The sequence below is a fragment of the Methylocystis echinoides genome (assembly GCF_040687965.1).
Taxonomy (GTDB): domain Bacteria; phylum Pseudomonadota; class Alphaproteobacteria; order Rhizobiales; family Beijerinckiaceae; genus Methylocystis; species Methylocystis echinoides_A.
Genome location: NZ_CP156084.1, coordinates 2,438,802 through 2,452,472, shown reverse-complemented (window position 1 = coordinate 2,452,472; position 13,671 = coordinate 2,438,802). Strand labels below are relative to the sequence as shown.

At 66.7% G+C, this 13,671-nt stretch carries 13 protein-coding genes; 5 read left to right on the top strand and 8 right to left on the bottom strand.

What is annotated here, in order from left to right; all coding sequences use genetic code 11:
- Positions 1-27: 27 nt before the first annotated feature.
- Entirely contained in the window at positions 28-525 is a 498-nt protein-coding gene (locus tag RVU70_RS11955) for a Spy/CpxP family protein refolding chaperone (protein WP_363346527.1), read from the bottom strand.
- 178 nt (positions 526-703) lie between these two features.
- Between RVU70_RS11955 and RVU70_RS11950 the strand changes: the two genes are divergently transcribed.
- Complete coding sequence (locus RVU70_RS11950; RefSeq protein WP_363346525.1) at positions 704-1,177, top strand: DUF411 domain-containing protein; 474 nt, start codon at positions 704-706, stop codon at positions 1,175-1,177.
- Here RVU70_RS11950 and RVU70_RS11945 read toward each other — a convergent pair.
- Positions 1,105-2,478 carry a TIGR03862 family flavoprotein gene (locus tag RVU70_RS11945; protein ID WP_363346523.1) on the bottom strand — a complete coding sequence of 458 codons (1,374 nt, stop codon included), beginning with the start codon at positions 2,476-2,478 and terminating at the stop codon, positions 1,105-1,107. The two genes, RVU70_RS11950 and RVU70_RS11945, sit on opposite strands and share 73 nt — an antisense overlap.
- Positions 2,479-2,560: 82 nt before the next feature.
- Here RVU70_RS11945 and RVU70_RS11940 point away from each other — a divergent pair, with 82 nt between their 5' ends.
- The gene (locus tag RVU70_RS11940; protein ID WP_363346521.1) at positions 2,561-3,583 is read left to right on the top strand and encodes an RluA family pseudouridine synthase; all 1,023 of its coding nucleotides are present in this window, start codon (positions 2,561-2,563) and stop codon (positions 3,581-3,583) included.
- Between the two features lie 79 nt (positions 3,584-3,662).
- Positions 3,663-3,923, top strand: coding sequence for a hypothetical protein (locus tag RVU70_RS11935; RefSeq protein WP_363346519.1), 261 nt, complete (start codon positions 3,663-3,665; stop codon positions 3,921-3,923).
- A gap of 587 nt (positions 3,924-4,510) precedes the next feature.
- Here the strand turns inward: RVU70_RS11935 and typA are convergent.
- The 5 genes from typA to RVU70_RS11910 form a co-directional block, all read right to left on the bottom strand.
- Positions 4,511-6,331: a translational GTPase TypA gene (gene typA / locus RVU70_RS11930; protein ID WP_363346517.1), complete on the bottom strand. Its 1,821-nt coding sequence runs from the start codon at positions 6,329-6,331 to the stop codon at positions 4,511-4,513.
- Positions 6,332-6,507: 176 nt separating this feature from the next.
- The gene (locus tag RVU70_RS11925) at positions 6,508-7,116 is read right to left on the bottom strand and encodes a TPM domain-containing protein (RefSeq protein WP_363346515.1); all 609 of its coding nucleotides are present in this window, start codon (positions 7,114-7,116) and stop codon (positions 6,508-6,510) included.
- Positions 7,116-7,937 carry a TPM domain-containing protein gene (locus RVU70_RS11920; RefSeq protein ID WP_363346513.1) on the bottom strand — a complete coding sequence of 274 codons (822 nt, stop codon included), beginning with the start codon at positions 7,935-7,937 and terminating at the stop codon, positions 7,116-7,118. Before RVU70_RS11920 ends, RVU70_RS11925 begins: the two co-directional genes overlap by 1 nt.
- Positions 7,938-7,940: 3 nt before the next feature.
- Positions 7,941-8,363 (bottom strand): transcriptional repressor, encoded by a 423-nt coding sequence (locus RVU70_RS11915; RefSeq protein WP_363346511.1) that lies wholly within the window; start codon positions 8,361-8,363, stop codon positions 7,941-7,943.
- Positions 8,364-8,408: 45 nt separating this feature from the next.
- Positions 8,409-8,906, bottom strand: a complete 498-nt coding sequence (locus tag RVU70_RS11910) for a hypothetical protein (RefSeq protein ID WP_363346509.1) — start codon at positions 8,904-8,906, stop codon at positions 8,409-8,411.
- 140 nt (positions 8,907-9,046) lie between these two features.
- Here RVU70_RS11910 and RVU70_RS11905 point away from each other — a divergent pair, with 140 nt between their 5' ends.
- Positions 9,047-10,285, top strand: coding sequence for an argininosuccinate synthase (locus tag RVU70_RS11905; protein ID WP_363346507.1), 1,239 nt, complete (start codon positions 9,047-9,049; stop codon positions 10,283-10,285).
- A gap of 269 nt (positions 10,286-10,554) precedes the next feature.
- On the opposite strand, the gene purD is transcribed toward RVU70_RS11905, so the two are convergent.
- Positions 10,555-11,832 carry a phosphoribosylamine--glycine ligase gene (gene purD, locus RVU70_RS11900; RefSeq protein WP_363346505.1) on the bottom strand — a complete coding sequence of 426 codons (1,278 nt, stop codon included), beginning with the start codon at positions 11,830-11,832 and terminating at the stop codon, positions 10,555-10,557.
- Between the two features lie 143 nt (positions 11,833-11,975).
- Between purD and ettA the strand changes: the two genes are divergently transcribed.
- Positions 11,976-13,628 (top strand): energy-dependent translational throttle protein EttA, encoded by a 1,653-nt coding sequence (gene ettA / locus RVU70_RS11895; protein ID WP_363346503.1) that lies wholly within the window; start codon positions 11,976-11,978, stop codon positions 13,626-13,628.
- The last annotated feature ends 43 nt before the right edge of the window (positions 13,629-13,671 follow it).

Genomic DNA, 13,671 nt, shown 5'->3' with positions numbered 1-13,671 from the left:
CGATTAAAGCCCGATCGGCTCCGGACGTCAAAACGCCGACGTCATGTCGCCGCCGCGCCGCGCGCCGGGCGCGCCGCGCATGCGCTCATGCAGCGCCGATGCGAGCAGCGGGCCGAAGCGGCGCTTCTGGGCCTCGTCGAGGACGTCATAAAGCGGCTTGGCGGCGGCGGCGATCTTGTCGAGTTCGCCGCTGCGCGCCGCCATATAGTGCGCGCGTCGTTGCAGGGCGCCGATCGGGTCGGCGCTGAAGGCCGCGGCCCCGCTGTTGCGCGTCTCCTCGATGCGCGCCACGCGGGCCTTGGCGGCGTCGCGAAGCGCCGTTTCCAGCGCCGGCCAGTTTGTCTCCTGCTCCGCCTTGAGCTGGAGCCCCGCCTTCAGCGCGACGATTCTCGCGTCGGCGAAGGCGGCGATATCCTGCGCCGAAAAGCGATGCGGACGCGTGAAGGGCTCCGCTTCCGTCGCTTGCGCGAGCGGAACCGCGCCGAGCGTCGCGCAAACGAGGCCGCCGAGAAAAAATATGCGCATGCTCTATAAATCCTCTGTCAAAAACATCTCGACCAAGGGCAAAGCTAAGTCCGCCATCGGGCGAAGCGCAAGCGACGAGGCGCGGGCGCCTCCCTCTTGCCGCGCGACGGCGCCATGCAAACATGATCTTTGTCCCGCTATGGTTTGCGCCGACAGCTGAAAAGAAATGGACCCTCTCATGTCGCAGTCGTTCTCCCGCCGCGAGGCGGGCTTGCTTCTCAGCGCCGCGGCGGCGGCGCTCTTTTCGGGCGCGGCCTTTGCGGAGGACGCGAAGAAAATGGTCGTGCACAAAAGCGCAACCTGCGGCTGCTGCGGCGGCTGGTCGAAGCGCATGCGCGCGGCGGGCTTCGTCGTCGAAGAAATCATCGAGCCTGACATGAAGGCGGTGAAGGCGCGGCTCGGCGTGCCCGAGAAAATGGCTTCCTGCCACACGGCCGAGATCGACGGCTATGTGATCGAGGGCCACGTGCCGGCGCAGGCCATCGCGCAAGTGCTGAAAGAGCGCCCCAAGGCGATCGGGATCGCCGCGCCCGGCATGCCGATGGGATCGCCGGGCATGGAGATGGGCGAGCCGGAGGTTTACACGCTGTATTTGTTCGACGCTTCCGGCGCGCGCGAATTCGGCAAATGGCTCGGCGACAAGCCAGCCTGATCGCCTGCGTCCTTGATGAGGCCCAGATATCGCGCGGCCCCCGCGCCGGCGGCGCGGCCCGTGGCGAAAGCCGCCTGCAGCAGATAGCCGCCCGTCGGCGCGTCGAAGTCGAGCATTTCGCCCGCGACGAACACGCCCGGCAGTCTGGCCAGCATCAGATCGGCGTCCACTTCCTCGAAGGAGACGCCGCCGGCCGTCGAAATGGCCCGCTCCAGGCCCGCCACTCCCACGAGCTTCAGCGGCGCGTTTTTGATGAGCGCCGCGAGCGCCTCCGTGTCGCGCGGCAGGCCGGCGGCGCCGGCCGCCTCGCGCAACAGGCCGATTTCCGCCTTGGAGAAGCCGGCGCGGCGCAGGAAGGTGGCGTGCGACTGCTTCGCCGGCCGGCGCGAGAGCTTGCGGACGAGGCAGGCGGGGCTCGTGTCGGGCCGCAGATCGACGCCGAGCGTGGTTTCGCCGCCTTGGGCGGCGGCGTCCCGCAGCCGAGACGAGAGCGCATAGACCGGCCCGCCTTCGAGCCCCGTGCGCGTGATCACAATGTCGCCGCGCGCCACGGCGTCGCCATGGCGCAGCAACACGGTCTTGATCGGCTGGCCCTCGAAATCGCCGCGAAAGATCGGGCTCCAGTCGATGAGCGCGCCGCTGTTGGCGGCGGCGAGCGGCGTCACCGCGACGCCGGCCGCGCTCAGGAAGCTGGTCCAGCCGCCCTCCGAGCCGAGCCGCGGCCAGGAGGCGCCGCCGAGCGCGAGCACCACCGCATCGGCGCGGCCGACGATCTCCGCGCCGTCCGGCCCCTTGAGCCGAATAGCGTCGCCGCTTGGATCAAAGCCGAGGAAGGCGTGGCGGGTGGCGATCGTAACGCCCAATTCGGCGAGACGCGCGAGCCAGGCGCGCAGCAGCGGCGAGGCTTTGAAGCTCGCCGGAAAAACCCGCCCGCTCGAGCCCACGAAGGTCGCCTCGCCGAGCTCGGCGCAGAAATCTCTCAGCGCCTGGGGCGGAAAGGCGCGAATCAAGGGGCCGAGCCGCGTCGCCGCCGCCCCATAGCGGGAAATGAAGCGTTCGAGATTCTCGCTGTGGGTGATATTGAGGCCGCCGCGGCCGGCCATGAGGAATTTGCGCGCAGGGCTGGCCTTGTGCTCATAGATGGTCACGCGCGCGCCGGCGCGGGCGAGCGCTTCGGCCGCGAAAAGCCCGGCGGGCCCCGCGCCGATTACGGCGCAGAACGGAGCGACGGCGTCGTTAATGTGAGCGGCCTCCACTCGAGCGGCGGCGACAAAGGCGAAAGGCGGATGGCGTCGTCCCATCTCTTGTCCACGCTTCTGGTCGGCGTTTTCTTCGGCGGAACAGTTAGCACGAGCGCGCCCATGGGCAAAAGAAGACTTTGAAATGAGCATGAAGGATATGCAGCAAAAGGACGCAGCCGGCGCGCGCTTCGCCTTCACCGTGGCGGAGGGCGAGGCCGGCGCGCGGCTCGACCGCTACCTGGCCGAGCGCCCCGAGCTCGTCTCCGCACATCTCTCGCGCAGCCGGATCAAGTCGCTGATCGAGGGGGGCCGCGTCGCCCTTCGCGGCGCCGCAATGCGCGACCCGGCGAAGAAACTCACGCCCCTCGACGAGATCGTGCTCGACGTGCCGCCCCCGGAGCCCGCCGAGCCGCAGGCCGAGGCTATCGCGCTGAACATCGTTTACGAGGACGCCCATCTCATCGTCATCGACAAGCCGGCGGGTCTCGTGGTGCATCCCGCAAGCGGCCACGAGAGCGGCACGCTGGTCAACGCCCTGATCGCTCATTGCGGCGAGAGCCTCTCCGGCGTCGGCGGCGTGAAGAAGCCCGGCATCGTGCACCGCATCGACAAGGACACGACCGGCCTGCTGGTGATCGCCAAGACCGACGCGGCGCATCACGGCCTCTCGGCGCTCTTCGCCGATCACGGCCGCACGCTGTCGCTGACCCGCGAATATCTCGCCTTCGTCTGGGGCGTCCCGGACCGCGCGCATGGGACGATCGAGACCCACCTCGGCCGTCATTCCATTCAGCGCGAGAAAATGGCGGTCGTCTCCCAATCGCGCGGCCGCGAGGCCATCACCCATTGGGAGAAGGTCGCCGATTACGGGGTGGCTTCGCTCATCCGCTGCCAGCTGGAGACGGGCCGCACGCATCAGATCCGCGTGCATCTCGCCCATATCGGCCATCCGCTGATCGGCGACGCGACCTATGGCGCGGGTTTCAAGACCAAGATCGCCAAGCTGCCCGAGGGGGCGCGCGAGGCGGTCGAGGCGCTCGGCCGGCAGGCGCTGCACGCCGAAACGCTCGGCTTCGAGCATCCGATCACGCGCGAGGAGATGATGTTTGAAAGCGAACTGCCGGACGATCTCGCGGCGCTGAGGGCGGCGCTGGAGGAGGTTTAGCGCGCCTCCCCCCGCGCTTGGGTGGAACCCGCCAGCGCGTGCGGGGTTCTGCAAAGCGGCAGTTTGCGGGGAGGGATAGATGACAACCACCGGCCGGAACCCTCGGCGGCTCGTTACGGCGGTCGCGCTCGCGCTTCTGTTCACGATCCCGGCCGCGGCGCCCTCCTTCGCGCAGCGCCGACCGCTCGCGCCGCCGCCGCCAGCCTGGGCGCAAAAGCCCATCGTGCCCTACGCCGGCGACTGCGGCGACAATCCGCCGCCCGGCTACCGCTACGATCTGCAAGGGTGGCGGACGGGGTTCAACCGGGACTTCTACTGCTACATGCTCGATGAGGGCTGAGCGCAAACGCCCCGAAGCTCGAACCTCGTCCTTCGAGACGCCGGCTACTCAGGATGAGCTGCTTGCGACTGCCCCCACCCGACCCCGCTTCGCGGGGCCACCCTCCCCGCAAGGGGGAGGGATTTCGTGCACGTAGATTATTCGCGCCTCTGACACGCTGCAATTTGAGAGCAACCTCGATGCAGGCTCATCCCTCCCCTTCACGGGGAGGGTGGCGCGCGGAACGCGCGACGGGTGGGGTTCGCCGAGCGAGAGCCCGCGTGTGTCTCTGAAGCCTTGAATTCAACAGGCGTGGCCCCACCCGACCCCGCTTCGCGGGGGCGCCCTCCCCGCAAGGGGGAGGGATTTCGCGCACGTAGATTATTCGCGCCTCTGACACGCTGCGGTTTGAGAGCAACCTCGATGCAGGCTCTCCCTCCCCTTCACGGGGAGGGTGGCGCGCGGAACGCGCGACGGGTGGGGTTCGCCGAGGAGAGCCCGCGTGTGTCTCTGAAGCCTTGAATTCAACGGGGGTGGCCCCACCCGACCCCGCTTCGCGGGGCCACCCTCCCCGCAAGGGGGAGGGATTTCGCGCACCCCGCCCCTCTTTAAGCCACCAGCGCGGCCTTGCCCCTGGCCTTTTTGCGGTCGTTCGGATCGAGAATCGCCTTGCGCAGACGGATCGACTTCGGCGTCACTTCGACGAGTTCGTCGTCCTCGATATAGGCGAGCGCCTTCTCCAGCGTCATCTTGATCGGCGGCGTGAGGCGCACGGCCTCGTCCTTGCCAGCGGCGCGGATATTGGTGAGCTGCTTGCCCTTGAGCACGTTGATTTCGAGATCGTTGTCGCGCGTGTGCTCGCCGACGATCATGCCGCGATAGACCTTCCAGCCCGGCTCGATCATCATCGGGCCGCGGTCTTCGAGCTTCCACATGGCGTAAGCCACCGCCTCGCCCTGATCGTTCGAGATCAGCACGCCGTTGCGCCGTCCCTGAATCTCGCCCTTGAAAGGCGCATAGTCGTGGAACAGGCGGTTCATGATCGCCGTGCCGCGCGTGTCGGTGAGCAATTCGCCCTGATAGCCGATGAGGCCGCGCGTCGGCGCATGGAAAACGAGACGCAGGCGATTGCCGCCCGAGGGGCGCATCTCGATCATCTCGGCCTTGCGTTCGGACATTTTCTGCACGACGACGCCGGAATGCTCCTCGTCGACGTCGATCACGACCTCTTCGATCGGCTCCAGAATTTCGCCGTCGTCATCCTTGCGGAAGACGACCTTCGGGCGCGACACGCCAAGCTCGAAGCCCTCGCGGCGCATCGTCTCGATGAGGATCGCAAGCTGCAATTCGCCGCGGCCCGAGACGATGAAGGCGTCGCCCATCGGCGCGTCCTCGACGCGCAGCGCGACATTGCCCTCCGCCTCCTTGAACAGGCGCGCGCGGATCATGCGGCTCGTCACCTTGTCGCCTTCGGTGCCCGCGAGCGGGCTGTCGTTGACGAGGAAGGTCATGGAGAGCGTCGGCGGATCGATGGGCTGCGCCTGCAGCGGCTCATTCACCTCGAGCGCGCAGAGCGTGTCGGCGACATTGAACTGCTCGAGCCCCGCGATCGCGATGATGTCGCCGGCTTCCGCCTCCTCGATCGGCTGGCGTTCGATGCCGCGGAAGGCGAGGATCTTCGAAACGCGGCCCTGCTCGACGATCTTGCCGGCGCGATCGAGCACCTTCACCGGCTGGTTCGGCTTCACGCTTCCGGCGAAGACGCGGCCGGTGATGATGCGCCCGAGATAGGGATTGGCTTCGAGCAGCGTGCCGAGCATGCGGAAACCGCCCTCCTCGACCTTGGGCTGCGGCACATGCTTCACGACGAGATCGAACAGCGGCGCCATGTCGTCCTTGGGGCCGTCCGGCTCCTCGGCCATCCAGCCCTGCTTGGCGGAGCCGTAGATAATCGGGAAGTCGAGCTGCTCGTCGCTGGCGTCGAGCGCGGCGAAGAGGTCGAACACCTCGTTGACGACTTCCTGCACGCGCGCGTCGGGCTTATCGACCTTGTTGACGCAGACGATGGGCTTGAGGCCGATCTTGAGCGCCTTGCCGACGACGAATTTGGTCTGCGGCATCGGGCCTTCGGCGGCGTCGACGAGCACGATGGCGCCGTCGACCATGGAGAGGATGCGTTCGACCTCGCCGCCGAAATCGGCGTGGCCGGGCGTGTCGACGATATTGATGCGGACATCCTTCCAGACGACCGAGGTCGCCTTGGCGAGGATGGTGATGCCGCGCTCTTTTTCGAGGTCGTTGGAATCCATCACGCGCTCGGCGACGCGCTGGTTCTCGCGGAAGGCGCCCGACTGACGCAGGAGGCAGTCGACGAGCGTGGTCTTGCCATGGTCGACGTGGGCGATGATGGCGATATTGCGCAGCTGCATGGAACCGGCCGTTTTAAAACAGCCGCGACCCGTTCCGACGGCCCGCTTGGCCCGGACGCTCTGAGGCGGCTTTTTTGTTGCGATGCGGCGCGTTTTACAGGAGCGCGGTCGGAAAGGGAATAGAAAAGGCGGGTGGGCGCAAGCTGAGGCTCAGCGATCGGGACGCGCGCGCCGGGTTAGCTCACATAAATCCGGTCCGGCAGCTCGTCCCCATCCGGCCCCGGCGGAGCGACCGGGGCCAGCAGGCGGGCGCATTCGTCGATCGCCGCGACAAAGCCGTCGGCGCAGCGCTCCTCCCCCAGGCAGGCGAGCAGAGGCTCGAGCGCTATCTTCCATTGATCGTTGCTGATTTTGCCGTTGAGCCCCTCGTCGGCGATGATCCGCGCGTAACGTTCGGCGAAGGAGACGAAGATCAGGACGCCGGTGCGGCCCCGGGTTCCGCCCACCCCTCGCGTGAAAAACTGCTCGATCGCCGCCCTTTCGGCGCGCCGGCGCTTGACCAGGCGGGGCGTCAGCAGCAGCCGTATCGGCGGCCAGAAAATGATGAGCGCGGAAACGACGAAGACCGCGAGTTGCGCCGCATAGATCGCGCGGGCGGAGAGATCGGTGAGAACGGCCAGCGGCCAGGGCGTCACCAGCGCGAAGAACGCGGCCCAGAGCGGCGGCACATAGGCATAGTCGGAGGAGCGGCGCGCCAGGGCGCAGACGATTTCGCCCGAGGTCCGCCGCTCGGCGCGGCCGATGGCGTCGACGATGCGATCGAGGTCCGCTTTCGTCAGCCGCATCACCAGTCCCCCGAGGCGCCGCCGCCGCCGGACGAACCGCCGCCGCCGGAGAAATCGTCGAACCCGCCGCCGCCGCCGCCCCAGGACGAGCCGCCCCCAAACGAGCCCCCGTCGCTCCAGCCGCCGCCGCTCGGCGGCAGGATGATGATTGGCGGACCGCCGCGGCGATAGCGGCGATATTGGCCCGGGCGGCCGGCGCTGCGCGCCATCATGACGAAGATGAAAATGAACAGCGCAAAGATCAGCAAGGGCAAAAGCTCGTCGAAGGCGGTCGGCTGCGGCCGGACTTTTTTCACCCACTCCGCCGAGTCGCCGCTCAGGACCTCGATGATTCCGTCGACGCCCCGTTCGATCCCCGCTCCGAAATCCCCGGTTTTGAATTTGGGCGTGACGGCGGTCGCCAGAATGACCTTGGACAGCGCGTCCGTCAGCGTCCCTTCGAGCCCATAGCCGACCTCGATGCGCATTTTGCGCTCGCTCGGCGCGACGAGGAAAAGAACGCCGTTGTTCTTCTTAGCCTCGCCGAGTTTCCAGGCGCGGAAGAGGCCGTTCGCGTAGGTCTCGACGTCATAGCCGTCGAGCGATCTGATCGTCGCCACGACGAGCTGAATGCCCGATTTGTCTTCGAGGTCCTTCAGCTTCTTTTGCAACGTCACGCGGTCGGCGTCGGGAATGACGTTCGCCTGATCGACGACGCGGCCGGTGAGCTCGGGATAGTTCGGCGCGGCGAAAGCCAGCGTCGCGACGAGCAGCAGGAGGCAGGCGACTAACGCGCGAAGGATATGAAAGCGGGCCGGCTGGGGTTCGAGCGCGGATTCCATCAGTCACCCGGCGCAGCGGGCGCAGCGGCCGGCGATCTCGACGACGCGGGTGCGCGCCTTGAACCCCGCCTCCGCGGTCAGCGTCGCAAGCTCGCGCGCGAGATCCGGGGAGGTCGCTTCCTTCACCTCGCCGCATCCTTCGCAGATCATGAAGACGACCGGCTCCTCCGCGCCATGCGCATGGCCGCAGACGACGAAGGCGTTCTTCGACTCGAGCCGATGCGCGAGCCCGTGGTCGAGGAGAAAGGCCAGCGCGCGATAGACCGAGACGGGCGCGGGCCGCTTGCCGTCGGCGTCGGCCATCAAGTCGATCATCTCATAGGCGCCGACCGGGCGGTTGGCCTCGATGAGAATGTCCAGCGCGCGCTGGCGCGCTGGCGTGAGGCCGGGGATTTTCCCGGCGTCATGCGGCGGATGGCTGCTCATGCGCACATTCTAGCGGCCGGACGGCGGAAAGACGAGGCCGTGCGGTTAGGGTTTGGCGCAGGCGGCGTTGAACTTCGCAAACTTCTCCGCCGCGCCTTTCAGGGTCTCCGTATCCGTCGAAGCGCCGACCGTGATGGCGAGCGTCGCGGCGCCGCCCGCGAGGGCCGCGAACAGGGGCTCCTTGGCCGGCAAGCTGCCCTCGAAGCTCGGGACGCCCGCGTCCTCATTGACGAGAAGCTTGCCGGGAAAGGTCGCCTTCGCCTCTCCGGCGGCAAGAGTCGCCGTGGCCTTTCGGCCGGGCTTCAGCTTTTTGTTCGTCTCCGAAATGAAGACGTCCACCGCGCCGCTCTTCGGCTTGCAACTGAAGACGATGGTTATGTAATCGGATTCCGGCACGCTATAGTCCAGGGAGACGGTCTCGGACTTTTTCTTGTCGAGCCCGGAAAGCGTCCAGACCCGCTCCTCTTTCTCTTTGGCCGCGGCCGGGGCCGCAACGCCCGCCGCGAGGGCGAAAATCAGCAAAATCCAGGGGCGGACGCGCATTTCAAATTCCCTTTCTGAAATGACTTGCCGAAGTAAAGGCCAAGCCTCGATCCGCGTCAATCCAGCGCTGTCCGGGCGCGCTTGCTTGCCGCGTCCGCCCGTTTATAACGTCGCCAACCCAGCGTAGAGCCCGAGCCCCCATGACCCGCCAGAAGAAAGACATCAAGAAAGTCGTCCTCGCCTATTCCGGCGGCCTCGACACCTCCATCATCCTCAAATGGCTGCAGACCACCTATGGCGCGGAGGTCATCACCTTCACGGCGGACCTCGGCCAGGGCGAGGAGCTCGGCCCGGCGCGCGACAAGGCGCTGCTGCTCGGCGTGAAGCCCGAAAACATCTTCATCGAGGATCTGCGTGAGGAATTCGTCCGCGACTACGTCTTCCCGATGTTTCGCGCCAACGCCCAGTATGAGGGGCTCTATCTGCTCGGCACCTCCATCGCGCGGCCGCTGATCGCCAAGAAGCAGATCGAAATCGCCCGCAGGATGGGCGCGGACGCCGTCTGCCATGGCGCCACCGGCAAGGGCAACGACCAGGTTCGCTTCGAGCTCGGCTATTACGCGCTCGAACCCGACATTACGGTGATCGCGCCCTGGCGCGAATGGGACCTCGCCTCGCGCACGGACCTCATCGCCTTCGCCGAGGCGCATCAGATCCCGATCGCCAAGGACAAGCGCGGCGAGGCGCCCTTCTCGACCGACGCCAATCTTCTGCACACCTCATCGGAAGGCAAGGTGCTCGAAGACCCGGCGCAGGAGACGCCGGATTACGTCTATTCCCGCACCGGCAATCCCGAAGACGCGCCCGACGCCCCGCAATATGTGACGGTCGACTTCGAGAAAGGCGATCCGGTCGCCGTCGACGGCGCGGCGCTCACGCCCGCGGCGCTGCTGGCCAAGCTCAACGATCTCGGCCGCCTGCACGGAATCGGCCGTCTCGATCTCGTCGAGAACCGCTTCGTCGGCATGAAGTCGCGCGGCATGTATGAGACGCCCGGCGGCGCGATCCTGCTCGTCGCCCATCGCGGGATCGAGAGCCTCACGCTCGACCGCGGCGCGGCGCATCTGAAAGACGAGCTGATGCCGCGCTACGCCGAGCTGATCTACAACGGCTTCTGGTTCGCGCCCGAGCGCGAGATGCTTCAGGCGGCGATCGACCATTCCCAGCAGCACGTGACCGGCAGCGTGCGGCTCAAGCTCTATAAGGGCTCCGCGACGCTCGTCGGCCGCGAGAGCCCGTGGTCCCTCTATGACCAGGACCTCGTCACCTTCGAGGAGGGCGGCACTTACGACCAGCGGGACGCGGAAGGCTTCATCAAGCTCAACGCGCTGCGGCTGCGCACGCTCGCCAAGCGCGCGGCGCGCGGGGCGAAGAAGTAAGTACGCCTGATCACCAGGCGCCGTCGCTCCTCATGCTTCGAGACGCCGCCTTCGGCGGCTCCTCATGCTTCGAGACGCCGCCTTCGGCGGCTCCTCATGCTTCGAGACGCCGCCTTCGGCGGCTCCTCAGCATGAGGGGCTTTTAACGAAGACTTAGGCCTCATCCTGAGGAGCGCGCTGAAAGCGCGCGTCTCGAGGCCTCATCCTGAGGAGCGCGCTGAAAGCGCGCGTCTCGAAGGACGAGGCCGCCTCGGGCGTGATTGACCCGCTCACCCCCGCTCCCGCTCAACTTCCCGCCATCCGATATCGCGTCGGCAAAAGCCCCCGGGCCAGTCGATCTTATCGACCGCCGCATAGGCTTTCGCCTGCGCTTCCGCGACGCTCGCGCCGAGCGCGGTCACATTCAGCACGCGCCCGCCCGCCGCGAGCAGCCGCTCGCCCGCTCGACGCGTGCCGGCGTGGGTGACGATGACATCCGGCGTGGCTTCGGCCGCGGCGACGCCCTTGATTTCCGATCCGGTGAGCGGCGTGCCCGGATAGCCCCTGGCGGCGAGCACCACCGTCAGCGCAGCCGTGTCGGAAAAACGCGGCCGCGTCCCGTCGAGCGCGCCGCGCGCGGCGGCGAGCATGATCGCCAGCAGGTCGTCCTCGAGGCGCGGCAGGATCGCCTGCGCCTCGGGGTCCCCGAAGCGGTTATTGTATTCGATGAGCTTCGGCCCATCCTTGGTCAGCATCAGCCCGGCGTAAAGCACGCCCTTGAAGGGCGCGCCCTTCTCCCGCATGGCGCGCATCGTCGGTTCGATAATGTCGGCCATGACCCGCCGCTCGATCTCCGGCGTCACCACCGAGGCCGGCGAATAGGCGCCCATGCCGCCGGTGTTCGGCCCCGTATCGCCGTCGCCGACGCGCTTGTGATCCTGCGCCGTGGCGAAGGGCACGGCGCGCTCCCCGTCGCAGATCGCGAAGAAGGACGCCTCCTCGCCTTCCAGAAACTCCTCGACCACCACTTCCGCGCCCGATTGGCCGAAGAGGCCGGCGAACATGGCCTCGACCGCGCGCTCGGCCTCGTCCAGCGTCGTCGCGACGACGACGCCCTTGCCGGCGGCGAGCCCGTCTGCCTTCACGACGATCGGCGCGCCTTTCTCCCTAACATATGCAAGCGCCCGGTCCTTTTCGGAGAAGCGCCCATAGGCGGCGGTGGGGATGGCGTATTCCCGGCAGAGATCCTTGGTGAAGCCCTTCGACCCTTCTAGCCGCGCCGCCGCCTGCGTCGGCCCGAAGGCCAGAATCCCGGCGCGGTCCAGCGCATCGACGAGGCCGCCGATCAGCGGCTGCTCGGGGCCGACGACGACCAGCGCGACGCCCATGTCCTTGCAAAAGCGCAGCACGGCGGCGTGATCGCCGGCATCGAGATCGACATTCTCGGCCGCCTGCTCTGTTCCGGGATTGCCCGGCGCTACGTAAAGACGCGTCAGAAGCGGGCTTTTGGCCAGCGCATGGGCGATGGCGTGCTCGCGCCCGCCCGATCCGATGAGAAGCACGTTCATTTATAAGGCCCGCTCGATCCGCGCCTGACCTATCGGCGCGACCGGGAATTAGCGCGCTTTGGGCCAAAAAGGAAACCGCTTCCCTCTCGCGTCGCAAATGCTCTAAACACGGCCCCAAGATTTCCCGAACCGAGACGGAGCCGATGGCGCGCCAGTTCATCTATCACATGCAGGGCCTCACCAAGACCTATCCGGGCGGCAAGAAGGTCCTCGACAACATTCATCTCTCCTTCTACCCCGACGCCAAGATCGGCGTGCTCGGCGTCAACGGCGCGGGCAAGTCGACGCTTTTGCGCATCATGGCCGGCATCGACAAGGAATTCACCGGCGAGGGCTTCGTCGCCGAAGGGGCGCGGGTCGGCTATCTGCCGCAGGAGCCGCAACTCGATCCGGCGCTGAACGTGCGCGACAACGTCATGCTCGGCGTCGCCGAGAAAAAGGCGATCCTCGACCGCTACAACGATCTCGCGATGAATTATTCGGACGAGACCGCTGACGAGATGACGAAGCTGCAGGACGAGATCGAGGCCAAGGGCCTGTGGGATCTCGACAGCCAGGTCGATCAGGCCATGGACGCGCTCGGCTGCCCGCCGGACGACGCCGACGTCACCAAGCTCTCGGGCGGCGAGCGGCGCCGCGTGGCGCTCTGCAAGCTCTTGCTCGAGCAGCCCGAGATGCTGCTGCTCGACGAGCCGACGAACCATCTCGACGCCGAGACGGTGAACTGGCTCGAAGGCCATTTGCGCGCCTATCCGGGCGCGATCCTGATCGTCACCCACGACCGCTACTTCCTGGATAATGTCACGGGCTGGATTCTCGAACTCGATCGCGGCCGCGGCATTCCCTACGAAGGCAATTACACGAGCTGGCTGAAGCAGAAACAGAAGCGCCTCATGCAGGAGGCCTCTGAAGACAAGGCCCGCCAGCGCGCGATCGAAGCCGAGAGCGAGTGGATCTCGGCCTCCCCCAAGGCGCGCCAGGCCAAGAGCAAGGCCCGCATCCAGCGCTATGAGGAGCTCGTCGCCAAGCAGAACGACAAGGCCCCGACGACCGCGCAGATTGTCATTCCGGTGGCCGAGCGTCTCGGCGACAATGTCATCGACTTCGAGCACATCAGCAAGGGCTTCGGCGACACGCTTTTGATCGACGATTTGACCTTCAAGCTGCCGCCCGGCGGCATCGTCGGCGTGATCGGCCCGAACGGCGCCGGCAAAACGACGCTGTTTCGCATGATCACCGGACAGGAGACGCCCGACAAGGGCGCGATCACCGTCGGCGACAGCGTGCAGCTCGGCTATGTCGACCAGTCGCGCGACGCGCTGCACGCCAACAAGACCGTCTGGGAGGAAATCTCGGAGGGCAATGACGTGATCTATCTCGGCAAGCGCGAGATCAACTCCCGCGCCTATTGCTCGGCCTTCAACTTCAAGGGCGCCGACCAGCAGAAGAAGGTCGGCCAGCTCTCCGGCGGCGAACGCAATCGCGTGCATCTCGCCAAGATGCTCAAGAGCGGCGCCAATGTGCTGCTGCTCGACGAGCCGACGAACGACCTCGACGTCGAAACGCTGCGCGCGCTGGAAGAAGCGCTGGTCGATTTCGCGGGCTGCGCCGTCATCATTTCGCACGACCGCTTCTTCCTCGACCGCATCGCGACGCACATCCTCGCCTATGAAGGCGATTCGCACGTCGAATGGTTCGAAGGAAACTTCGCCGATTACGAGGAAGACAAGAAGCGCCGCCTGGGCGTCGACAGCGTCATCCCGCACCGGCTGAAATACAAGAAGTTTACGCGGTAAGAGCCGCGAGCCCGGAGGTCGCGTCCCCACCCGACCCCGCTTC